This is a genomic window from Janthinobacterium glycogeni (genome assembly GCF_051380725.1).
Lineage (GTDB): Bacteria > Pseudomonadota > Gammaproteobacteria > Burkholderiales > Burkholderiaceae_D > Janthinobacterium.
On record NZ_JBNYXP010000001.1, the window covers coordinates 632,167 to 653,124 of the forward strand.

Here is a 20,958-nt window from a genome sequence, read left to right on the forward strand (position 1 = left end):
GCTTACTTGGCGGCGGCGTCGTTGTACATGCTGGCGTACTTCCAGCCGAAGTACAAAATGAAGGTATAGCACAGGGCCGGCACGAGGAAGGACAGCTGCAGGTTGATGTGGTCGGCCAGGAAGCCCTGGATGAACGGCACGATGGCGCCGCCGACGATGGCCATGCACAGGATGCCCGAACCTTGCCCCGTCTGCGCGCCCAGCTTGTTCAGGGCCATGCTGAAGATGGTCGGGAACATGATGGAGTTGAACAGGCCGACGGCGATCAATGCCCACATGGCCGTGTGACCGCTGGAGAACACGGCGACGAGGATCAGCGCGATGACGACGGCGGCGTTGAAGGCCAGGGTCTTGCCCGGGCTGACATAGCGCATCACGGCGAAGCCGACGAAGCGGCCCAGCATGGCGCCACCCCAGTAATAGCTGACGAAATACGCGGCGTCGGCGTGGCTGAGGCCCGCGATATGGCTTTCGCCCAGGAAGTTGATCAGGAAGCTGCCGATGCTCACTTCACCGCCCACGTACAGGAAGATGGCCAGCGCGCCCAGCACCAGGTGGCGGTGCGACCAGATCGACACCTTGTGGCCATCCTGCGCCACGGCGGCCGCATCGTCGGCATGCGAAATCTTCGGTAATTTTGCCAGCGCGAACAGCACCGCCAGGATCACCAGCGTGGCGGCCAGCACCAGGTACGGGCCTTGCACGGAAGCGGCTTCCTTGGCGCGGTAAGCCAGCTGCTCGGCCGCCGGCAGCAGGTCGAACTGCTGCACCGTCAGCACGGTGCCCGACAAGATCAGCATGCCGCCCAGGGCTGGCGCCACGGTGGTGCCCAGCGCATTGAACGCCTGCGTCAGGGTCAATCGGCTCGACGCCGTCTGCGGGTCGCCCAGCTCCGTCACGTAGGGATTGGCCGCTACCTGCAGCACGGTGATGCCGGCCGCCAGAATGAAGAAGGACAAGAGGAACAGCGCATAGCTGCCGATGGACGCCGGGTAGAACATGGCGCAGCCGGCGGCGGCGATCAGCAGGCCGGCGACGACGCCGCGCTGGTAGCCGATTTTCTTGATCAGCATGCCGGCGGGCAGCGAGACGATGGCGTAGGCGCCAAAGAAGCAGAACTGCACCAGCATCGCCTGGACATAGGTCAAGGTGTAGATCGAGCGCAGATGGGGAATCAGCACATCATTAAGCGAGGTCAGCAGTCCCCACATGAAAAACAGTACCGTGACAATGATCAGGGCGCCTGTATTGTTTTGCGTGCCGGCCTGTGCGGACTGGACGCCCTGGCCTTGCTTTACGTATTCCATACCTTCTCCATTTTTCAATTCCAAGTTGATCTTGCCAGGCATGGAAGCGTTTCCACCCGGGCAGCACCAGGACGCGCAAGCGCCACGCAGATATCAGCGTGGGCCATGACTGCCATCAACAATACGAGGCGGGCACGGCAATTCTTGCGCGCGGCAGGCGCACGGCCGACCGTTTCTCGCCAGAATGATGTCTTGTGGGCGCGGCACGCCTGCGGGCTGCGTCTGAAAACAACATTCGGAACAAAACCGTCTTGTAGTAAAACTACGATACAGCGCCCGCATTATGCCTTAAAGCCCCGTATTGCGCAGCTTTCCCGCCTGTTATTTAAAAAATGAATAGCTGACATTTGAAATCAAAAGTAGCCTTATAACTTGGAATCGCTATACTTATATTGCAGTGCAGCACAACGCGGCACGCCACTCAAAGGAGTCTGCCATGTCTACCGCATTTACTTACCACACCACGCAAAACAGCAATATCGTCGCCACCCTGGTCCACGCCGCCAAGCGCGTCGGTGCCTGGCTGAACCAAAGCAGCGACCGCCGCGAGCGCGCTTACGAAGAAGCGTACCTGGCCGAATCGACCGACCGTTACGATCTGGAATACCGCATGCGCGAACTGGCCCGTGCCAACCCGCAGCCTACCTGGATGAGCGGCCTGAGCCGTTAAGAGCAACGCAATATCCAGCCACTCTGGCTGTTGCAACAAACGATAGCGCCATCCTGCTCGCCTTGCGCTTGAGCACAGGATGGGCTATACAGGCGGGATGCAAACGCCCATTACCATCCTCGCCATCGCCGGCAGCCTGCGCACCGCCTCGCTGAACACCGCCCTGCTGCGCGCCATTGCCGGACTTGCTCCAGCGCCATTCGACGTCCGCATCTATCCGGGACTCGGTGAATTGCCGCTTTTCAATCCCGACCTCGACGCCGACAGCCTGCCCGCCGTGACGGGTCTGCGCGACGCCATACTGGCGGCCGACGTGCTGCTGCTGGCCAGCCCCGAGTATGCGCACGGCGTGAGCGGGCCCATGAAGAATGCGCTGGACTGGATGGTGGGAAATGAATCGTTCATCGACAAGCCGCTGGTGCTGCTGAACGCCTCGCCGCGCGCCACGCATGCGCAGGCGGCCCTGCGCGAAACGGTGCATACCATGTCGGCGCGCCTGATCGACGAGGCCTGCATCAGCTTGCCCCTGCTGGGGTCGGGCCTGGATGCGGAGGGCATCGCCGCGGACCCGGCATTGCGCCGGGCCATCCTCGCCATGTTGCAGTGCATCAGGTCATTTTCATGACCGTCTGCACGTTTTACTATCCGTTCATCTAGTTTTACTACGTACTTCTACGGACCGCTCAGTGCGGAATCATGCCGGTGAACACATAGGCCTGCAGCATGGTGATGATGCCGATGATGATGGCAAACAGCAGACTGTGCTTCAAGGTAAAGCGGAACAGGTCCGATTCCTTGCCCACCAGACCCGTTGCCGCGCAGGCGACGGCGATCGATTGGGGCGAAATCATCTTCGCCGTCACGCCGCCCGTCGTATTGGCCGCCACCAGCAAGGTGTCGGATACGCCGATCTGGTGCGCCGTGGTGTTTTGCAGGGAGCAGAACAAGGCGTTCGAGGACGTGTCGGAGCCCGTCAGGAAGACGCCCAGCCAGCCCAGGAACGGCGAGAAGAACGGGAAGGCGGCGCCGCTGCCGGCCAGCAGCAGGGCCAGGGTGGACGACATGCCCGAGTAGTTGGCGACGAAGGCAAACGCCAGCACCAGGCCGATCGACAGCACGGGACGGCGCAATTCCACCACGGTTTCCACGAAGGCTTTGGCGCCATCGCGCGGCTTCATGCGCAGCATCAGCATCGACAGCACGGCCGTCAGCAGGATCGCCGTGCCCACGGCCGACAGCAGATCGAGCTTGAACACGGCGTCATAGGCCTTCGGTTCCGCCACGATGGGCATCGTCTTCATCACCAGTTTATCGAGATAGGGCACGTGAATCTTGATGACCAGGCCAGACAAGGCGCCGCCGGCCGCGAACAGGGCCTTGAAACCGGGCAGGCTCCACACGGTGACGATGGCCGTCAACAGGCCGAACGGCGCCCAGGCGCGCATGGTCTGCGCCGTCGTGTAGGGCGAGGCGGCACGGTTGCCGCCGCCGCGCAGCTCCGTGGCACCGCCCGCGCCGCCGAAACCGGACAGCGCGGCCGTGCCGCCGCCGACGGCATGCGCCACTTTCGCATTCTTCGGCTGCCACACCTTCAGGAACAGGGTCAGCGAGACCAGGCTGACGAGGGCCGAGGTGATGTCCGGCAGTTCAGGGCCGATATGGTTGGACGTGAAGTACTGGGTCACGGCAAAACTCAAGCCCGTCACCAGGGCGGCCGGCCACACTTCGCGCACGCCACGGAAACCATCCATCATGAAGACCAGCCAGAACGGCACCAGCAGCGACAACAGCGGCAGCTGGCGGCCCGCCATGGCGCCGATCAGGAAGGGGTCGATGCCCGTCACCTGGCCCGCCACGATGATGGGAATGCCCATGGCGCCGAAGGCCACGGGCGCCGTATTGGCGATCAGGCACAGGCCCGCCGCATACAGCGGGTTGAAACCCAGGCCCACCAGCAGCGCCGACGTGATGGCCACGGGCGCGCCGAAACCGGCCGCCCCTTCCAGGAAGGCGCCGAAGGCAAAGCCGATCAGCAGCACCTGCAGGCGCTGGTCGTCCGTTACCGACAAGACGGAGGCGCGGATGATCTCGATCTGCCCCGTCTTGACGACGATCTTGTACAGGAAGACGGCCGTGACGATGATCCACGCGATGGGCCACAAGCCATATGCAAAACCGTAGCCGGCCGCCGCCAGCGCCTGCGGCACGGGCATGCCGTACGCGAAAATCGCCACGGCCAGCGCCAGCGCCAGGGTGACGGCAGCCGCCACGTGGCCCTTGATGCGCAGCGCCGCCAGGGCGATGAAGAAGAAAATGATGGGAACGGCTGCCGCCAGCGACGACAGCCACAGGCTGCCGAGCGGGGTGTAAAGTTGGGTCCAGGTTTGCATGTCGGGTCTCCTCCGGTGGATGCGGGTTGAGTGAAAAAAACGGCTTTTGATGTAATTGTGTGTAGCGTGTTTTTTGCGGTGCATCGGTGCTGCCGGGGCGTCGCTATTCTTCCTGCCCGCGTGCATTGAGCAAGTCGGCCAGGCTGCGCGGCGCCGGCGTCAACGGCTTGCGGTGCTGCGTCCAGCCCAGTTGCGCGCGCGGCGTCAGCATCCGCAGCCGCGTGGCGGCCCAGCGGAACAGGCGGTAGCTGGCGGGGCGCGCAAAGGCGCCGCTCCAGAAGCGCCAGATCAGGCTTTCACCGCGGCTGAACTTGGCGCCCTGGCCGCGCAGCGGATGCGCCACCTGCTCCGCCGGATTGCGGTTCGCCTCCGTGCGCAGGCGCACCAGCAGCTGCGGAATCGGGATGCGCACGGGGCACACCTCGCCGCAGGCGCCGCACAGGCTCGACGCGGTGGCCAGGTCGGCCGTCGCGTCCAGCCCCAGCAAGTGAGGCGAGATGATCTTGCCGATCGGCCCCGGATACGTGGTGCCGTAGGCGTGGCCGCCGATGCGCGTGTAGACGGGGCAGTGGTTCATGCAGGCGCCGCAGCGTATGCATTGCAGGGTGGCGCGCAGCTGTTCGTCGGCATAGGCCTGGCTGCGGCCGTTGTCGAGCAGCACCAGGTGCACTTCGCGCGGGCCATCCTTCTCACCGGCGCGGCGCGGGCCGGAAATCAGGTTGAAATACGTGGTGATGGCCTGCCCCGTCGCCGAGCGCGTCAGGAGGCTCGCCAGCGGCACGATGTGTTCGAGCTTGGCCACCACTTTTTCCATGCCCATGATGGCGATGTGCACGTCCGGCACGGACGTCGTCAGCCGGCCATTGCCCTCGTTTTCCACCAGCCACAGGGTGCCCGTGTCGGCCGCCGCGAAGTTCACGCCCGACAGGCCGATGTCCGCCTCGACGAAGGCCTGGCGCAGGGCGCGCCGGCCCGTCTGGATCAGGCTGTCGACGTCTTCCGTGTAGGGCGCGTCGGGAATGTGCTCGGCGAACAGGCCGGCGATGTCCGCCTTGGTCTTGTGAATCGCCGGCATGACGATGTGCGACGGCTTTTCGCCGGCCAGCTGCACGATGTACTCGCCCATGTCCGACTCCAGGCAGGTCATGCCGCGCGCTTCCAGGTAGTGATTGAGCTCGATTTCCTCGCTGGCCATCGACTTGCCCTTGATGAAGCGCGTCGCCTTGGCCTTTTCCGCGATGGCGTGGATGATGGCGTTGGCCTGCTCGCCATCGACGGCCCAGTGCACCTGCACGCCGGCCGCCGTCAGCTTGTCTTCCAGTTGCACCAGCAAGTCGGGCAGGCGCGCCAGCGCGTGCCGGCGCACGGCTTCGCCGATGTCGCGCAGGCGTTCGAGCTCGTCTCCATCGGGGAACTGGGCGCTGCGCTTGTCCTGTAAAAAATCCATGGCGCCGCGAAAGCTCTGGCGCAGTTTCGGGTCGTCCAGCGCGGCGCGGGCGCGCGCATGGAAGTCCGCCGGCTTGACGAATTGCAGTGGCTTGGCGTTCATGGCTGGCCTCCTTCCTGGACTGACAAGTCATCGATGATCAGCACCCACAACCAGCGCGGGCCGTGCGCGCCATAGGCGAGGGTTTGCTGGATGTCCGACGTTTTCGAGGGCCCCGACACCAGCACCAGATTGGCCGGCATGCCGTCGGCCCAGCGCTCGGCGCGCGCCGCCGCGTGCAAGTCCACGTGCAGGCTGCTCGCATACACGAGGCAGATGTGCAGCGGTGGCGCCAAGGACACCGTGCGCGGCGTGGCCGCGTCGGGTGCGATGACCAGGGTGCCGGTAGCGGCGATGCCGGAACGGGCGACAGTCAACCCCGCGTCGACGGTGTCGAACAATTCCCCCTTCCACTGCGCCAGCGGACGCGCGAACGCCAGCGCTTCCACGCCCTGTGGCAAGGCGGCGCGCAAGGCCCGCCCTTCGGCGCTGCCCGTATCGAGCAGCAAACGGTGCGCGCCGTGCGCACCGAGGCGCTGCGCCAGCAGGGCCGGCCAGGCGTCCGCGCTCACGCAGTCGACTTGCGCATGCGCGGCGCGCAGGGCGGCCTGCATGGCGGCGATCCTGTCCCGCACCGGCAGCGGGGCTGCGGCGCGGCGCGCCAGGTAGTGCTGGTCGATGGCCGTATCGATGAACTCCACCGCTTCGGGCGCCGAGGGCGCGGCGGCGCGCAGGCGTCCCAGCATGCGTTCGCGGGCGGTCAATGCCGTACTCATGGCGCGCCTCCCGTGCGGCGCCACAAGAAGCTGGCCAGGTGCTCGACGGGCAGCGGCGCGCCCTGGTGCTGCGCGGCGTGGCCGATATTGAGCAGGCAGCCGCAGTCGGCCGAGACGAGCCGGTCGCAGCCCGTGGCGCAGGCCGAGGCGATCTTGTCGCTGACCATGGCGCCGGAAATATCCGGGTGTTTCAATGAAAACGTGCCGCCGAAGCCGCAGCATTCCGATTCGCGCTGGTGCTCGATGCGCGTCACGCCGGGCAAGGCGTCGAGCAGGGCCACGCCGTGGGTGCGCGTGCCCATTTCGCGACGCGCGCCGCACGAGGTATGCAGCACCACGTTTTCCTCCGCCTGCCCGGGGTTAGCCAGGGCCAGGCCGGCCAGGTCGAGTTTCAGCACGCAGACGAGAAATTCGCTCAGTTCATATACGCGTTCGGCCAGTTCCAGCGCCTTGGGACCGGCCACGGGGTCGTCCTGGAACAGCTGCGGCCAGTGGTGGCGCATCATGCCGGCGCAGGAACCGGACGGCACGATCACGGGCCAGGGCTGGGCGAACAGGTCGAGCTGGGCGCGGGCCACGGCGCGTGCCTGTTCCGGGTTGCCGCTGCTGTAGGCGGGCTGGCCGCAGCAGCTCTGGCCGCGCGGATAGTGCACCTGCAAACCTTCCCGTTCCAGCAGGCGCACCGCGTCGAGCCCCGCCTGCGGCACGAACAGATCGACCAGGCAAGTAGCGAACAGGTACACCTGGAGCGGTGCGGGTGGATAGCGGCGTGGCTGGCGCGGGTCTGGCTGCATGAGTGTGTCTCCCCGGCGCTCTGTGTGTTGCTGCGGCGCCGCTGTGTGTTGTTAAGAATGACCGGTTCACGCATAATTCCAGCTTCCGCAAGCCACTTCAAATTGCTCGGACCACTTTAAAACAACACCGGAAGACATCGATGGCGACAGGCATGCAAACGCGGGGCAGGGTCGAGATGGTGATGCGCAGGCTGGAGACGTCCCTGCTGGACGGCAGCTTGCCGGCGGGCGCGCAGCTGCCGGCCGAGCGCCTGCTGGCGCAGCAATATGCAGTCTCGCGCAACACCGTGCGCGAAGCGGTGCAGCGGCTGGCGGCGCGGGGCCTGGTGCGCAGCCGGCGCGGCGCGGGCGTGTTCGTGACGGATCAGCTGCGCACGGGCATGGCGTCGCCGTGGAGCCAGCTGGTGGCCGACCACCCCGCCCTGCGCGACGACATCCTGGAATTTCGCCGGGTGCTGGAAGGGGCGACCGCCTACTTTGCGGCGCAGCGGGCCAGCGGGGACGAGCGCGCGCAGATCATGGCGCTGCTGGCCGAGCTGGAACAGGCGCGCGCCAGCGACGACAAACACGGCGAGGCGCAGGCCGACGCGCGCCTGCATGAAGTCATCGCGCAGGCGTCGCACAACACCATGTTTTTGCACTTGCACACCAGCATCATCGGCATGCTGCGCGAACACATCACCATCAACGGCACGGGCTTGCGCCAGCAGGACGAGGCCACGTCGCTGCAACTGCTGTCGCAGCACCGCACCCTGTGCGAGGCCATCTGCGCCAGCCAGCCCGAGGAAGCGCGCACGGCCATGCAAAGCCACATCGATTTCGTGCGCACGCGCGTCACCAGCGATGACGACTGAGGCCTCTGGTAGGACCAGTCCATGGTCACAGCGGCGGCGAAAGCTGCTACCATCGCGCGCCGCCATTGATTTCGTCCTGCCATGACCGTCCTCGTCCACACCCACCCGCTGGTGCGCCAGCTGGAAAACGACTTGCTGCCCCTGTTCCACGCCGCCCTGCCCACACTCGCGACCGCCGCGCCACGCGCGCTCGCCTCCGTATTCGCGTTTTCCAGCGGCACGGCCAGCGCCTTCCAGGATTATTATTTCGGCATTTCCTGCTTGCTCGAGGACGTGCCTGCCGATGCCCCGGAAGAAGTCGCCCTGCTGGTCAGCGTCACGGGACTCGATACGGGCGCCCGGCTCAGCGTACAGGTCGTCTGGGGCCAGCCTTCGGGCCGGGTGGAAACGCAGGCCGAATTGTCGGCGGGCGACCTGCCTGCCTTGCACGCGGCCCTGCCCGGCCTGCTGTCCAGCTTGCAAGAGGCAGCCAGCCGTGGCGGGCCGGAAGTGTGACAGGCGCATGAAAAAGTGCCGAGAAACAACAACTTACGTTTTCCGTAGCGCAACTTTGTTGACTTCCACTAGTCCCAGCCCCTATCCTTTCAGTTACGTTTAGTGAGAATGTGTGCATGCTCCTGTGAGCATGCAGACGGTGTCGCCTTGCTTGCGCAAAGTCCATTCCGCATCTATTTATCGTAACCATCAAGGCAACGCGCCTGGACGGCCGCTGCCGGCAAATACGGAGCTGACTGCCATGCCATCGCACCACCATTTCCCTGGAACATCCTTGCTCGGCTGCCTCTTCCTGCTGGCCGCCCTGCCAGTGCAGGCGCAGAGCACGGACAGCCCTGCCGCCACCTTCAGCGCCAATGCCAGCCTCACTTCCCAATACATTTCGCGCGGCTTTCGCCAGACCTGGGGCAAGCCGGCGCTGCAGGCGGGGGCCGACTACGCGCACCCGAGCGGCTGGTCGCTCGGCACCTGGGCTTCCACCGTCAGCGACCGCTATATTCAGGATGCGACCGTCGAATGGGACGTGTACGGCGGCTACAGCGGCACGGTTGGCGAACTGGGCTACAGCGTACTCGCGTATTACTACAAGTATCCGGGCGCCGTCTACCGCGCCACGGGCGTCAAGTACGACTATGGCGAACTGTCGCTGGGCCTGACCTACCGCATGCTGTATGCCAAGTACAACCATACCGTCACGCGCGACTTCTTCGGCATCACGCATGCGCGCGGCACGGGCTACCTGGACGTGGGTGCGAATGTCGACCTGGGCAATGCCTGGACCTTGAACCTGCACGCCGGCAATGGCCGCGTGGCGGGCACGGGCAATGCCATCTGGAACTGGCGTGACGCCAAGGTGGGCGTCACCCGGGCCTTCGACGGCGGCTGGAGCGCCAGCGCGGCCGTGACGCGCGCCTGGGGCGCCACCGACGCCTACGACCATTACACGCTGGGCATCCCGAATGGGGCCGGCCAGTTCGACACGTCGAACCCGGCCGCGGCCACGCTGGTCGTGGCCATCAGCAAGACGTTCTAGGCGCGCCACCCGCGACGCCCATGGCACCAATACCCATCCCCATCAAGGAACAGCCTCATGCAACTCTCACTGAACAGTAAAATCTGCGTCGCCGCCACCGCGCTCGCCGTCCTCAGCCTCGGCGTCACGGCGGCGGTGATCGGTTACAAGAGCAGCGCCAGCGCCGAAGCGGCCGCGCTGGACCTGGCGCGCACGTCGGCGCGCGAAGTGGCCGGCGCGCTGCAGGCGCGCATCGCCAGCAACCTGTCCAGCGTGTCCAGCCTGGCCGGCGCCATGCGCGGCACCAAGAGCGCCAGCCTGCCCCTGCAGCGCGAGCAGATCAATGAACTGACCAAGGCCACCCTGACCAGCTCGGAAGACTTGCTGGGCGCGGCCGTGACGTGGGAGCCGAATGCGCTCGACGGCAAGGATGCGGATTTCGCTAACCAGAAACCGTACTACGACGCCAGCGGCCGCTTCATGCCCTACTGGACGCGGGGCGCCGGCGGCAAGCTGCAAGTCGAATCCATCGTCTTCGACCCGAAACCGGGCGCCAACGACTGGTATGACGTGCCCAAGCGCACGGGCAAGACCTACTTTACGGAACCGTACATCTACCCCGTCGACGGCAAGAATGTGCTGATGGCCTCGCTGGTGGCGCCCATCATGATCGACGGCGGCTTCAAGGGCGTGGCCAGCGCCGACTTCATGCTCACGCGCCTGGCGAAAATCCTGGCCGACCTGAAAGTGATCGAGGGCGGCAAGCTGGCCCTGATCTCGAACGGCGGACTGTACGCCAGCCATCCCGTGCCTGAGCGGCTGGGCAAGAAGGCCGACGACGTGCCTGCGGCCGGCCTGGAAAAGGTGCGCCAGGGCCAGCCGTACGAATATGAAGATGGCCAGGGCTACATCCATTTGCTGCAGCCGCTGCAGATCCACCCCGATATCGCGCCCTGGAGCGTGGAACTGAACTTCCCGAAAAGCGTGGCCATCGCCTCGGCGCGCGACCTGATGATCTATACCCTGATCGTCGCCCTGCTGTGCGCGGCGGCCACGGCCGGTATTTTGATCCTCGTCGTCAACCAGCTGACGCGTCCGTTGCGCACCCTGGGCCGCACCATGACGGACCTGTCGAGCGGCGACGCCGACCTGCGCGTCAAACTGGAAGTCAAGGGGACCGACGAGCTGGCCGTCATCGGCAAGGGTTTCAACGCCTTCGTGGAAAAGATCCACGCCGTGCTGCTGCAAGTACAGGCCAGCGCCGACAACGTGGCGCGCGCCAGCGCGGAAATTGCGCAAGGCAATAACGACCTGTCGGCCCGCACGGAACAGCAAGCCAGTTCGCTCGAAGAAACGGCCGCTTCGGTGGAAGAACTGACGGGCACCGTCAAGGAAAACGCCGACCATGCGCGCCAGGCGAATCAACTGGCCGCCTCCGCATCGAGCGTGGCACAGAAGAGCGGCGAAGTGGTCGGCAAGGTGATAGCAACGATGACGTCGATCAATGACTCGTCGAACAAGATCGTCGACATCATCAGCGTCATCGACGGCATTGCCTTCCAGACGAATATCCTGGCCCTGAATGCGGCCGTGGAAGCGGCGCGCGCGGGCGAACAAGGCCGCGGTTTCGCCGTCGTCGCCACGGAAGTGCGCAACCTGGCGCAACGCTCGGCCGCCGCGGCCAAGGAAATCAAGCTGCTGATCGACGATTCGGTGGGCAAGGTCGCGGCCGGCAGCAAGCTCGTCGATGAAGCGGGCGCCACCATGGAGCAAGTGGTCGACAGCGTGCGCAAGGTGACCGCCATCATGGCCGACATCAGCGTCGCCACCACAGAGCAAAGCGACGGCATCGCCCAGGTCAACCAGGCGCTGGCGCAGATGGATGGCGTGACGCAGCAGAATGCGGCCCTGGTCGAGGAAGCGGCAGCGGCCGCCGAAAGCCTGCAAGACCAGGCCAGCCATCTGGCCGAAGTGGTCAGCGTGTTCAAGCTGGGCGAACAGGTAGGGCAGAAAGCGCCGACTGCAACGCCGGCGGCAGCCGTGGCAACGCCGCGCGCCGCGCCGCAAAAGACAGCACCTCCCGCCAAGCGCCTGGCCGTTGCCAAGCCGCAAGCGGCACAGCACGCGCCGGCCAAGGCACCGGCAGGAGATGACTGGGAAGAGTTTTAAGCCGGCCATTTCTGGCGGCGGCCGGCGCCATTCTCAGGCGCCGGCATTATCTCCCACTGCTCTCCATGCGCCAATCCATCGCGTTCTTTATAAACGGCCATATCAAACCATCCCCACGCTGCATAAGGTGCGGCGCCTCGCCGTTTCTCCTCGTCGCGATGGAAGGGCGCAGCTTGAGATGACCGTCATTTATCTCCCGCCGCATCGGAACCCGGAAATGATCCATCGCTCCTGACATCAATTATCCAATGGCCAGGCGCAATGCAGGCATTCCGGCCAATTAGCTGTTTAGCAAAAACAAAATAGCCGTGCACCTTATAATATCGCCGCACATATGGCACGGCTTCCAGCCGGTTGATGATTTATAGGGATTCCGCACGAAAAAGGTATTGGCTTTATTAATGGTATCGAGCACGGTCGTATTGGTTGGCTGTGGCGGTGGCAGCGGTGGCAACAGCAATGGCAATAGCGCCAGCGGTGACGCGGTCGTCCCGCCAGTGGCGGTCGCGCCTCCGCCCCCACGCCGGCACTGGCCGCTTATGTTGGCACTGGGCAACCCGCTTGTGAAAACCAAGCGCGCCAGCGCCTCGTCGTCGCCCTCAAAAGCGATGGCAGCGGCCCCGTGCAATTTACGCAAACCACGAGTGAAAAGATTACCGCGACACCGGATGGCGCGGGCAAATTCCAGGTCAAGCTGACGGCGGACAGCCCCGCCTCGAACATCCGCATCGACAAGGTCGTATCGACGCTGCCGGCCCACACCATCCAGTTTACGGGCCCGGCCGTCACCACGGTCATGGTCGATGGCAAACCTTACTGGCGCATCACTGATGGCAGTGGCGACACCACGGACATCCCCGATACCGGCTTGCAAAAAGCAGTCAGTGGCAAGGGCGACTTTTATCTGCACGGCAATGAATTATTTACCGTGATGAAAAAAGACGGCGCTTACGTGCTCGATATGCGCTATGTAAAACAATAAAGTGGCCAATACAATAGGTATTGCGCCGCGTGGTCGGCGCAATGCGCACCAATTAGGCCGCCTATTTCCTTCAGTCCAGCAACTCATTTCAGCACCTTTCCGCGACATGATCCATATCAAGTCAGCGATAGATTCGGTGAGAATTTCCTCATATCAATACTTTATAATCAGGCCGCGTTGACGGCACGCACCGCTGCCGGATGAAAAGGACTCTGAATGAAAAAATTATTGGCAGTATTGGTCGGCTCGGCTGCGGCACTCCTGACCGGCTGCGGCGGCGGCGGCGGTTCGACACAGCAGCTTGCCGGCGATTCCGGCGCCACTTCGCCACTGGCCGCGTATATCGGCACGTGGCAATCGGCCTGCGACAGCCACGACCGTCAAATGCTCGTCATCGCATTCAAGAGCGATGGCAGCGGATCGCTGGAACTGACGCCGACCAGCGAAACCTACTTCAAGGCCGATTGCTCCGGCCCCGTGATAGCGACGGACGGCATGAACGCGAAAATCACCGGCAAGCCCGATGGTACGGCCGACATGCTGATCAAGCTGGCGGACAACGCCGCGGCAACGACCTTGCGCGTCGATAAGATTACCTCGTCGGTTCCGGCCTATTCCTTCCAGCGCAGCGGCGCCACCGTGAAATATGTATTGCGCGATGGCAAGCAGCAATGGTGCGTCGACGTGGACAATGGCGAATCGTGCATGTGGGACGAAGGCATGCAGCCGGCATTAAGCGTCCCCGGCGGCCTGTCCTTGCGCGGCAACGACCTGTACACGGTAATGCTGGACAAGGGTGTGTATGTCCTGGACCTGCACTACGTAAAAAAGTAAGCGCATGATTTGCTCCGGCCACGTGATGAACTCGTGGCCGTTCGAGGGTATCTGTGTAAAATCAAACAGACATTGCAAAAATAAAAAGCTATCCTGTTGAAAAACAGGAGCTTGCCATGTCTCAGCATACCTTCTCCCTGCCCTCCCACGCCGCGCTGGCCACCCTGCTGCAGCCTCAGGACAGCGTCTTTCTCCCCATCGAAGGCTTGCGGCGCCTGCGCGACGCGGGACTGGACCAGCTGCCCCTGCCCGGCCACGGCGCTACCCTGCAGCGCTGGCAAATGCTGGCCGCCGTCGCCGCCATCGACCTGTCCCTGTTCAAACTGTATGAAAGCCATACGGATGCACTCGCCATCCTGGCGGAAATCGGCGCTCCCGGCGTGCCGGCTGGCAGCAGCTGGGGCGTCTGGTGCGCGGACCTGCCGGGCGCGCGCGTGCGCTTGCGGCAGATGGCCGATGGCCGCCATGTACTAGACGGGCGCAAGGCCTGGTGTGCCGGCGCGCATGGCCTCAGCCATGCCCTGATCAGCTGCTGGAACGATGATCACCAGGCTTGCCTGGTCTCGGCGACCCTGTCGCAACCTGGCGTGCACGTCACGGACGAAGGCTGGCAAGCCGTCGGCATGCGCGCCTGCGCCAGCGTCGACGTGACCTTTTCCGCCGCGCGCGCCTTTCCCGTCGGCGCGCCAGGCGCCTACCTGGAGCGTCCCGGCTTCTGGCATGGCGGCGCCGGCATCGCGGCGGCCTGGTATGGCGCGGCCTGCGCCATCGCCAGCCACCTGCATGCGCGCGCGCAGCACGCCGCGCCCGATCCCGTGCGTCTGGCGCAGCTGGGCCAGATCGACTGCACCCTGCGTGCGGCCGGCGCCCTGCTGCGCGAAGGCGCCGCCGAGATCGACCGGCACCCGCAAAGCGATGCGATGGCCCTGGCGCTGCGCCTGCGCCTGGCCGTGGAAGACGCGGCCACACTGGTGCTGCACCTGGCCACGCGCGCGCTGGGCGCCGGCCCCCTGTGCCGCGATGCCCATTTCGCGCGCCTGGCGACCGACCTGCCCGTCTTCCTGCGCCAGAGCCATGCCGAACGCGACCAGGCCGTGCTGGGCGGCATCGTCGCCGGCGCGGAAGAACATCCGTGGATGCTGTGACGCGCGCGGGCAAAAAATTGCCGGACCGGATTGCTTCCGGGCCGGCGAACAGAGCAAACTTGACTACGTGATGACTTGAGCGGCATGGCGATACCGGACAGCACCGACTGGGTGCGCCCGCTCGCCGCGCTGCTGGGCAGTCCGCAACTTGCCGAAGGCTCGCTGCCACATGCCTGCGTGGAGTTCAAGGAAAATAAGCTGGGCAACGACGGCAAGGATACGCAAGATGGCGTTATCTGGACGTGATCGCCGACGAATTCGAAGAATTCCGCGCATCCCAGATGACCACCAAGAACTGCGCCGGCTTCTTGCGCGACAACTTCAAAAACACGCCGAACACAGCGAAGAAATACGCTGCACTGATGGGCCGCCTGTTCAAGTTCATCACCGGCGAGCTGGGCCTGCGCCAGGACAAGCCCATCGATCAACTCGACATGCATAGTGCGTTTTTTTTCAAGCTCCTCCGTGAAACCCCGACCCAACGGAAAAACCCAGCACCGATATTATACAAACGTATAATATACAGTACTGGGTTTCTATACAGCTTGCGCTGTAACTCCTTGAATCTAATGGTCGGGGCGAGAAGATTCGAACTTCCGACCCCATGCACCCCATGCATGTACGCTACCAGGCTGCGCTACGCCCCGACGAGGTGGGAATTATAGCAGACGCTTTTAGGTTTTTGCCATGCTTTTGCGCGCGATTCATGTCGATCTGCGCAAACTTTCTTGCATGCCCCGGCCAGACGCCCTATTCGCTCAGCAGCAGCGCCGTCAGGACGATGCGAAAGCCCGCGATCAGCGGTTCGACCTTCACGTCCGGATGGTGAATGAAGCGCACGGGCAAGCCCTGATACAGCGCCACCAGGGCATCGAGGCGCCCTTGCAGCATTTCCTCGTCGGCCGGCAAGCCGCGCTTGATGCGCGCATCGCGGATGATGGAGAGAAATAACTGGCGCGAACGCCGGTCAGAGCATTGCAGCATTTCCGCGATCGCCGGATTGCGCGACGCTTCGGCAAAGATTTCCAGCGGCATCATCCACGTGGTCGGGTCCAGCGCTTCGAGCACATGCTCGCCCGCATTGTCGATCACGGCCTGCAGCGGGTCTTCGCGCTGCGCCAGGTCCTGCATCAGGTTCGACACCCGCTCCGTATTCTGCATGACGAAGGCGGCGATGATCGCATCCTTGCTGTCAAAATAATTATAGATGTGGCCCGCACTCATGCCGGCCGCCTTGGATATCTCGGCCATGCTGGCGCCGTGAAAGCCGCGGCGGCTGAAACAGCTCTCGGCCGCATCGAGGACCTGCTTGCGCCGCGTGTTGGCGCGCTCGGGATCCGGATGCTTCTTTTCAACTTGGTTCATGACTTTTCCAGTAGCGCGCCGGCCCTGCCCTTGCGGGCAAGGCCGGCGTCGGCGTCCCCGTGATTATTGGGCGCCGCCAGCCGCCGCGACGGCTGTCTGCTCAGGCTGCCAACCACCGCCCAGCACCTTGTACAAGGTGACCAGGTTGGTCGATTTGGCCAGGCGCGCCGTGATCAGGCTTTGCTGCGCCGTGTACAGCGCGCGCTGGGCCACCAGGGCGTTCAGGTAGGACTCGGCGCCCTGCTTGTAACGCGCATCGTGGATGGTGTAGCTCTTCGTCGACGCCTCGACCAGCGAGACCTGCGATTGCAGGCGCTCGTCGATGGTGCCGCGCTGGGCCAGCGCATCGGACACTTCGCGGAAGGCGACCTGGATCGCCTTTTCGTATTGCGCCACGGAGATTTCACGCTGCACCTTGGCGATATCGAGGTTGGCGCGGTTCACGCCGCCATCGAAGATCGGCAAGCTGATCTGCGGCAAAAAGCTCCAGGTGCCGCTGCCGCCCTTGAACAGGCCCGACAGGTTGTCGCTGACCGAACCGGCCGTGGCCGTCAGCGAAATGCGCGGGAAGAAGGCTGCGCGCGCCGCGCCAATGTTGGCATTCGCGGCGCGCAGGGTGCGCTCGGCCGCCAGCACGTCGGGACGGCGTTGCAGCACGTCCGACGGCACGCCGGACGGAATATCCGCCAGGGCCGTCACGGCGCCGAACTCGGCTGGCGGCAGCAGGTCGGCCGGCACGGGGCCGCCCACCAGCAGGACCAGCGCGTTCTGATCGAGCGCCACCTGACTCGTGTAGACAGCCACGTCGGAACGGGCCGACTCGACACTGGTCTGGGCATCGTACTTGTCCAGGCCGGACGTGGCGCCGGCGCTGAAGCGGCGCACGGCCAGGTCGTACGAGGACTGCTGGCTCTTCAGGGTGTCCTGCGCCACGCGCAGGCGCTGCTGGTCAGCCACCAGGTTCAGATAGGTGCTGGCCACTTCGGCCACCAGGCTGATCTGTTGTGCACGGCGTGCTTCTTCCGTGCCCAGGTATTGCTCCAGCGCGCTGTCGGACAGGCTGCGCACGCGGCCGAAGAAGTCCAGCTCGTAGGCCGACACGCCCAGGTTCGCCGTGTACTGGCGGTTGATGGACGCTTCGCCCGTCGGGCTGGCATTTTTCGAAATGCGCGTGGCCGACTGGCCGCCCGACGCCGACAGGGTCGGAATCAGGGCGGCGCGTTCGATGCCGTAGGTGGCGCGCGCCTTCTCGATGTTCAGGATCGAGACGCGCAGGTCGCGGTTGTTGGCCAGCGCCAGTTCCAGTACCTGGCGCAGGCGCGCATTGGCAAAGAACTCGCGCCAGGCGACGTCCGCCACCGGCTTGGCGTCGGCGGCGGCCGTGTCGGCCTTGTAGGAAGGGCCCGTTGGCCACGCCGTGGGCGCCGGCGCTGCCGGACGCTCGTACGTGGGAGCCAGGCTGCAACCGGCCAGCAAGGCCAGTGCCGCCATGGAGAGTAGCGATTTTTTCATATTAATGTGCATCCTTGGAAAGCGTGACGGCTGGCGAGCCAGGCGTCGCCGGCGTGGCGGGCGCGTCCGGCTTCGAGAAGAAGCCGCGCACCAGCACGAAGAACACCGGCACGAAGAAGATACCGAGGAACGTGGCCGTCAACATACCGCCCAGCACGCCGATACCGATGGCGTTCTGGCTGCCGGAACCGGCGCCGCTGGAAATGGCCAGTGGCAACACGCCCAGGCCGAAGGCAATCGAGGTCATCAGAATTGGACGCAGGCGCAGACGCACCGCATGCAAGGTCGCGTCCAGCAGCGACATGCCCGATTCCTGCATTTCCTTGGCAAATTCCACGATCAGAATCGCGTTCTTCGCCGACAGGCCCACCACCGTGAGCAAGCCCACCTGGAAGTACACGTCGTTCGACAGGCCGAACAGCCAGGTACCGAGCACGGCGCCGATCACGCCCAGCGGCACGACCAGCAGCACGGAGAATGGAATCGACCAGCTTTCATACAGCGCGGCCAGGCACAGGAACACGATCAGCAGGGACAGCGCGTACAGCTGCGGCGTCTGCGAACCGGATTCGCGCTCTTCCAGCGACACGCCGGTCCAGCTCATGCCGATGCCAGGCGGCAGCTTGGCCACCATTTCTTCCATCGCGTTCATGGCGGCGCCCGTGCTCTGGCCCGGCGCCGGCGTACCGAGGATCTCGACCGACGGCAAGCCTTCGTAGCGTTCCAGGCGTGGCGACGCGTAGATCCACTTGCCGGTGGCAAAGGCCGAGAACGGCACCATCTGACCGGCGGCATTGCGCACGAACCACTTGTTCAAGTCTTCCGGCAGCATGCGCGAACTGGCATCGCCCTGGATGAACACTTTCTTCACGCGACCACGGTCGAGGAAATCGTTGACATAGGAACTACCCCAGCCCACGCTCAGCACGCGGTTGATTTCCGAGATCTGCAAGCCCAGCGCGGTGGCTTTCTGCTGGTCGATGTCGATCTTGTACTGCGGCGTATCTTCCTGGCCGTTCGGGCGCACGCCCACCATGACGGGGTTTTGCGACGCCATGCCCAGCAGCTGGTTACGCGCCGCCATCAAGGCGTCGTGGCCGACACCGCCGATATCCTGCAGCTGCATGTCGAAACCGGTGGCGTTACCCAGTTCCAGCACGGCGGGAGGCGCAAACGTAAACACCATCGCATCCTTGATCTGCAACAACTTGCCCATGGCGCGACCGGCCACGGCAGGCGCTTTCTGTGACACGTCCTTGCGCAGCGCCCAGTCCTTCAGGCGCACGAAGGCGATACCCGTGTTCTGGCCGTTACCGCCGAAGCTGAAACCGGCCACGGCAAACACGGAAGCGACGTTGTCTTTCTCGCTGTTCATGAAGTGGTCTTCGACCTGTTCGATCACTTTCAGGGTGCGCTCTTGCGTGGCGCCCGTCGGCAACTGAATCTGCGTAAACAGGATGCCCTGGTCTTCTTCCGGCAGGAAGGAGGTCGGCAGGCGCATGAAGATGAACACGAGGCCGGCCAGCAACAGCACGTACAGCAGCATCGAGCGGGCGCGGTGCGTGATCATGGCGCCGACCCAGCCCTGGTATTTATTGCTGCTGCTGTCGAAACTGCGGTTGAACCAGCCGAAGAAGCCCTTGTTGGTGGCGTGGTGGCCCTTCTCTACCGGTTTCAGCAAAGTGGCGCACAAGGCTGGCGTAAACACCAGCGCGACGATAACGGACAGCACCATCGACGACACGATCGTGATCGAGAACTGGCGGTAAATCACGCCCGTCGAACCGCCGAAGAAGGCCATCGGCACGAACACGGCCGACAGCACCATGGCGATACCGACCAACGCGCCCGTGATCTGCGTCATGGACTTGCGCGTCGCTTCCAGCGGCGACAAGCCCTCTTCGCTCATCACGCGCTCGACGTTTTCCACCACCACGATCGCATCATCGACCAAGAGGCCGATGGCCAGCACCATGGCGAACATGGTCAAGGTGTTGATCGAATAACCGAACGCGTTCAGGATGCCGAAGGTACCGAGCAGCACGACCGGCACGGCCATGGTCGGGATCAGGGTGGCGCGGAAGTTCTGCAGGAACAGATACATCACCAGGAATACCAGGATGATCGCCTCGACCAGGGTTTTGACCACTTCTTCGATGGACAGTTTCACGAACGGGGTCGTGTCGAACGCCACCTGATAAGTCATGCCTTCAGGGAATTGCTTGCTCAGCTTGCTCAGCATGGCTTTCGCCGCGTTGGCCGTGTCGAGCGCGTTGGCGCCCGTCGCCAGCTTGATCGCCACGCCCGTTGCCGCATGGCCGTTGTAGCGGGCCACGGTGTTGTAATTCTCGCGGCCCAGTTCCATGGTCGCCACGTCCTTCAGGTACACCATGGCGCCGTCGGTGGTGGTTTTCAGCAAGATGGCGCCGAACTGCTCGACCGTCTGCAGACGGCTCTGGGCCGACACGGTGGCGTTCAGCTGCTGGCCCTTGACGGACGGCGTGCCGCCCAGTTCACCGGCCGACACTTCCGCATTCTGCGCCTGCACGGCCGTGATCACGTCCGCCGGAGTCAGGTTAAAGCTTTGCAGCTTGGCCGGATTGAGCCAGATGCGCATGGCGTACTGCGAACCGAACAGGGTCACATCGCCCACGCCGGCGGCACGGCTGAGCGGATCGACGACGTTGGCGGCCACATAGTCGCTCAAGTCGGTCTGATCCATCTTGCCGTTTTCGGAAATGAAGCCGAACACCATCAGGAAGTTCTTCGTCGCTTTCGACACGACGAGACCCTGTTGCGTGACAGCCGTCGGCAGCAGCGGTGTGGCCAGCTGCAGCTTGTTCTGTACCTGCACCTGGGCGATGTCGGGATTGGTGCCGCTGGTAAACGTCAGCGTGATGCTGATGCCGCCAGTCGCATCGCTCGACGAAGCCATGTAGCGCAAGCCGTCGATACCCTTCATCTTTTGTTCGATGACCTGGGTGACCGCATCTTCCACGGTCTTGGCGGAGGCGCCAGGGTAGGAGCCGCTGATCGAAATCGACGGCGGGGCGATGCTCGGATACTGCGCGATCGGCAGGCTGAGGATCGAAATCACGCCGGCAAGCATGATGACGATCGCGACCACCCAGGCAAAAATCGGGCGGTCAATGAAAAAACGGGCCATT

General features: G+C 64.1%; 18 protein-coding genes and 1 tRNA gene. 10 read left to right on the forward strand and 9 right to left on the reverse strand.

The window, feature by feature from the left end; genetic code table 11:
• Positions 1-2 precede the first annotated feature (2 nt).
• Complete coding sequence (fucP, locus tag ACQ4W4_RS02975; RefSeq protein WP_436540713.1) at positions 3-1,307, reverse strand: L-fucose:H+ symporter permease; 1,305 nt, start codon at positions 1,305-1,307, stop codon at positions 3-5.
• A 436-nt stretch (positions 1,308-1,743) separates the two neighbouring features.
• Here fucP and ACQ4W4_RS02980 point away from each other — a divergent pair, with 436 nt between their 5' ends.
• Positions 1,744-1,977 (forward strand): DUF3563 family protein, encoded by a 234-nt coding sequence (locus ACQ4W4_RS02980; RefSeq protein WP_077407407.1) that lies wholly within the window; start codon positions 1,744-1,746, stop codon positions 1,975-1,977.
• A gap of 97 nt (positions 1,978-2,074) precedes the next feature.
• The gene (locus ACQ4W4_RS02985) at positions 2,075-2,602 is read left to right on the forward strand and encodes an NADPH-dependent FMN reductase (protein ID WP_436540714.1); all 528 of its coding nucleotides are present in this window, start codon (positions 2,075-2,077) and stop codon (positions 2,600-2,602) included.
• Positions 2,603-2,660: 58 nt separating this feature from the next.
• On the opposite strand, the gene ACQ4W4_RS02990 is transcribed toward ACQ4W4_RS02985, so the two are convergent.
• From ACQ4W4_RS02990 to ACQ4W4_RS03005, 4 genes are all read right to left on the reverse strand, one after another.
• On the reverse strand, positions 2,661-4,367 hold the full coding sequence (locus ACQ4W4_RS02990; protein ID WP_436494648.1) for a lactate permease LctP family transporter: 1,707 nt from the start codon (positions 4,365-4,367) through the stop codon (positions 2,661-2,663).
• Between the two features lie 103 nt (positions 4,368-4,470).
• Positions 4,471-5,916, reverse strand: coding sequence for a LutB/LldF family L-lactate oxidation iron-sulfur protein (locus tag ACQ4W4_RS02995; protein WP_436540715.1), 1,446 nt, complete (start codon positions 5,914-5,916; stop codon positions 4,471-4,473).
• A complete protein-coding gene (locus tag ACQ4W4_RS03000; protein ID WP_436540716.1) occupies positions 5,913-6,629 on the reverse strand; it encodes a LutC/YkgG family protein in 717 nt (238 codons plus the stop codon). Before ACQ4W4_RS03000 ends, ACQ4W4_RS02995 begins: the two co-directional genes overlap by 4 nt.
• Entirely contained in the window at positions 6,626-7,423 is a 798-nt protein-coding gene (locus tag ACQ4W4_RS03005) for a (Fe-S)-binding protein (protein ID WP_436540717.1), read from the reverse strand. Before ACQ4W4_RS03005 ends, ACQ4W4_RS03000 begins: the two co-directional genes overlap by 4 nt.
• A 152-nt stretch (positions 7,424-7,575) precedes the next feature.
• Here ACQ4W4_RS03005 and ACQ4W4_RS03010 point away from each other — a divergent pair, with 152 nt between their 5' ends.
• From ACQ4W4_RS03010 to ACQ4W4_RS03045, 8 genes are all read left to right on the forward strand, one after another.
• Entirely contained in the window at positions 7,576-8,277 is a 702-nt protein-coding gene (locus ACQ4W4_RS03010) for a FadR/GntR family transcriptional regulator (RefSeq protein WP_436540718.1), read from the forward strand.
• Positions 8,278-8,358: 81 nt separating this feature from the next.
• On the forward strand, positions 8,359-8,772 hold the full coding sequence (locus tag ACQ4W4_RS03015) for a hypothetical protein (RefSeq protein ID WP_436540719.1): 414 nt from the start codon (positions 8,359-8,361) through the stop codon (positions 8,770-8,772).
• Positions 8,773-9,046: 274 nt separating this feature from the next.
• Complete coding sequence (locus ACQ4W4_RS03020) at positions 9,047-9,805, forward strand: TorF family putative porin (RefSeq protein WP_436540720.1); 759 nt, start codon at positions 9,047-9,049, stop codon at positions 9,803-9,805.
• Positions 9,806-9,862: 57 nt separating this feature from the next.
• Positions 9,863-11,953, forward strand: a complete 2,091-nt coding sequence (locus tag ACQ4W4_RS03025) for a methyl-accepting chemotaxis protein (protein WP_436540721.1) — start codon at positions 9,863-9,865, stop codon at positions 11,951-11,953.
• A 622-nt stretch (positions 11,954-12,575) separates the two neighbouring features.
• Positions 12,576-12,935: a hypothetical protein gene (locus ACQ4W4_RS03030; RefSeq protein ID WP_436540722.1), complete on the forward strand. Its 360-nt coding sequence runs from the start codon at positions 12,576-12,578 to the stop codon at positions 12,933-12,935.
• A gap of 216 nt (positions 12,936-13,151) precedes the next feature.
• Positions 13,152-13,769 (forward strand): hypothetical protein, encoded by a 618-nt coding sequence (locus ACQ4W4_RS03035; protein ID WP_436540723.1) that lies wholly within the window; start codon positions 13,152-13,154, stop codon positions 13,767-13,769.
• 116 nt (positions 13,770-13,885) lie between these two features.
• A complete protein-coding gene (locus tag ACQ4W4_RS03040; RefSeq protein ID WP_436540724.1) occupies positions 13,886-14,914 on the forward strand; it encodes an acyl-CoA dehydrogenase family protein in 1,029 nt (342 codons plus the stop codon).
• Positions 14,915-14,998: 84 nt separating this feature from the next.
• Positions 14,999-15,160: a hypothetical protein gene (locus ACQ4W4_RS03045; RefSeq protein ID WP_436540725.1), complete on the forward strand. Its 162-nt coding sequence runs from the start codon at positions 14,999-15,001 to the stop codon at positions 15,158-15,160.
• 324 nt (positions 15,161-15,484) lie between these two features.
• On the opposite strand, the gene ACQ4W4_RS03050 is transcribed toward ACQ4W4_RS03045, so the two are convergent.
• From ACQ4W4_RS03050 to ACQ4W4_RS03065, 4 genes are all read right to left on the reverse strand, one after another.
• Positions 15,485-15,561: transfer RNA gene (locus tag ACQ4W4_RS03050), tRNA-Pro, on the reverse strand.
• Positions 15,562-15,664: 103 nt separating this feature from the next.
• A complete protein-coding gene (locus ACQ4W4_RS03055) occupies positions 15,665-16,279 on the reverse strand; it encodes a TetR/AcrR family transcriptional regulator (protein ID WP_070219162.1) in 615 nt (204 codons plus the stop codon).
• A 63-nt stretch (positions 16,280-16,342) separates the two neighbouring features.
• Entirely contained in the window at positions 16,343-17,791 is a 1,449-nt protein-coding gene (gene adeC / locus ACQ4W4_RS03060; protein ID WP_436540726.1) for an AdeC/AdeK/OprM family multidrug efflux complex outer membrane factor, read from the reverse strand.
• 1 nt (position 17,792) lies between these two features.
• Complete coding sequence (locus ACQ4W4_RS03065; RefSeq protein WP_436540727.1) at positions 17,793-20,957, reverse strand: efflux RND transporter permease subunit; 3,165 nt, start codon at positions 20,955-20,957, stop codon at positions 17,793-17,795.
• Position 20,958 lies beyond the last annotated feature (1 nt).

Bases quoted from the DNA above. Each gene is read 5' to 3' on its own strand.
- ACQ4W4_RS03040 (WP_436540724.1), top strand. From the start codon at position 13,886: ATGTCTCAGCATACCTTCTCCCTGCCCTCCCACGCCGCGCTGGCCACC.
- ACQ4W4_RS03010 (WP_436540718.1), top strand. From the start codon at position 7,576: ATGCAAACGCGGGGCAGGGTCGAGATGGTGATGCGCAGGCTGGAGACG.
- ACQ4W4_RS03000 (WP_436540716.1), bottom strand. From the start codon at position 6,629: ATGAGTACGGCATTGACCGCCCGCGAACGCATGCTGGGACGCCTGCGC.
- ACQ4W4_RS03005 (WP_436540717.1), bottom strand. From the start codon at position 7,423: ATGCAGCCAGACCCGCGCCAGCCACGCCGCTATCCACCCGCACCGCTC.
- adeC (WP_436540726.1), bottom strand. From the start codon at position 17,791: ATGAAAAAATCGCTACTCTCCATGGCGGCACTGGCCTTGCTGGCCGGT.
- ACQ4W4_RS03055 (WP_070219162.1), bottom strand. From the start codon at position 16,279: ATGAACCAAGTTGAAAAGAAGCATCCGGATCCCGAGCGCGCCAACACG.
- ACQ4W4_RS03015 (WP_436540719.1), top strand. From the start codon at position 8,359: ATGACCGTCCTCGTCCACACCCACCCGCTGGTGCGCCAGCTGGAAAAC.
- ACQ4W4_RS02985 (WP_436540714.1), top strand. From the start codon at position 2,075: ATGCAAACGCCCATTACCATCCTCGCCATCGCCGGCAGCCTGCGCACC.
- ACQ4W4_RS03035 (WP_436540723.1), top strand. From the start codon at position 13,152: ATGAAAAAATTATTGGCAGTATTGGTCGGCTCGGCTGCGGCACTCCTG.
- ACQ4W4_RS03025 (WP_436540721.1), top strand. From the start codon at position 9,863: ATGCAACTCTCACTGAACAGTAAAATCTGCGTCGCCGCCACCGCGCTC.
- fucP (WP_436540713.1), bottom strand. From the start codon at position 1,307: ATGGAATACGTAAAGCAAGGCCAGGGCGTCCAGTCCGCACAGGCCGGC.
- ACQ4W4_RS02995 (WP_436540715.1), bottom strand. From the start codon at position 5,916: ATGAACGCCAAGCCACTGCAATTCGTCAAGCCGGCGGACTTCCATGCG.
- ACQ4W4_RS02980 (WP_077407407.1), top strand. From the start codon at position 1,744: ATGTCTACCGCATTTACTTACCACACCACGCAAAACAGCAATATCGTC.
- ACQ4W4_RS02990 (WP_436494648.1), bottom strand. From the start codon at position 4,367: ATGCAAACCTGGACCCAACTTTACACCCCGCTCGGCAGCCTGTGGCTG.
- ACQ4W4_RS03065 (WP_436540727.1), bottom strand. From the start codon at position 20,957: ATGGCCCGTTTTTTCATTGACCGCCCGATTTTTGCCTGGGTGGTCGCG.
- ACQ4W4_RS03045 (WP_436540725.1), top strand. From the start codon at position 14,999: ATGGCGATACCGGACAGCACCGACTGGGTGCGCCCGCTCGCCGCGCTG.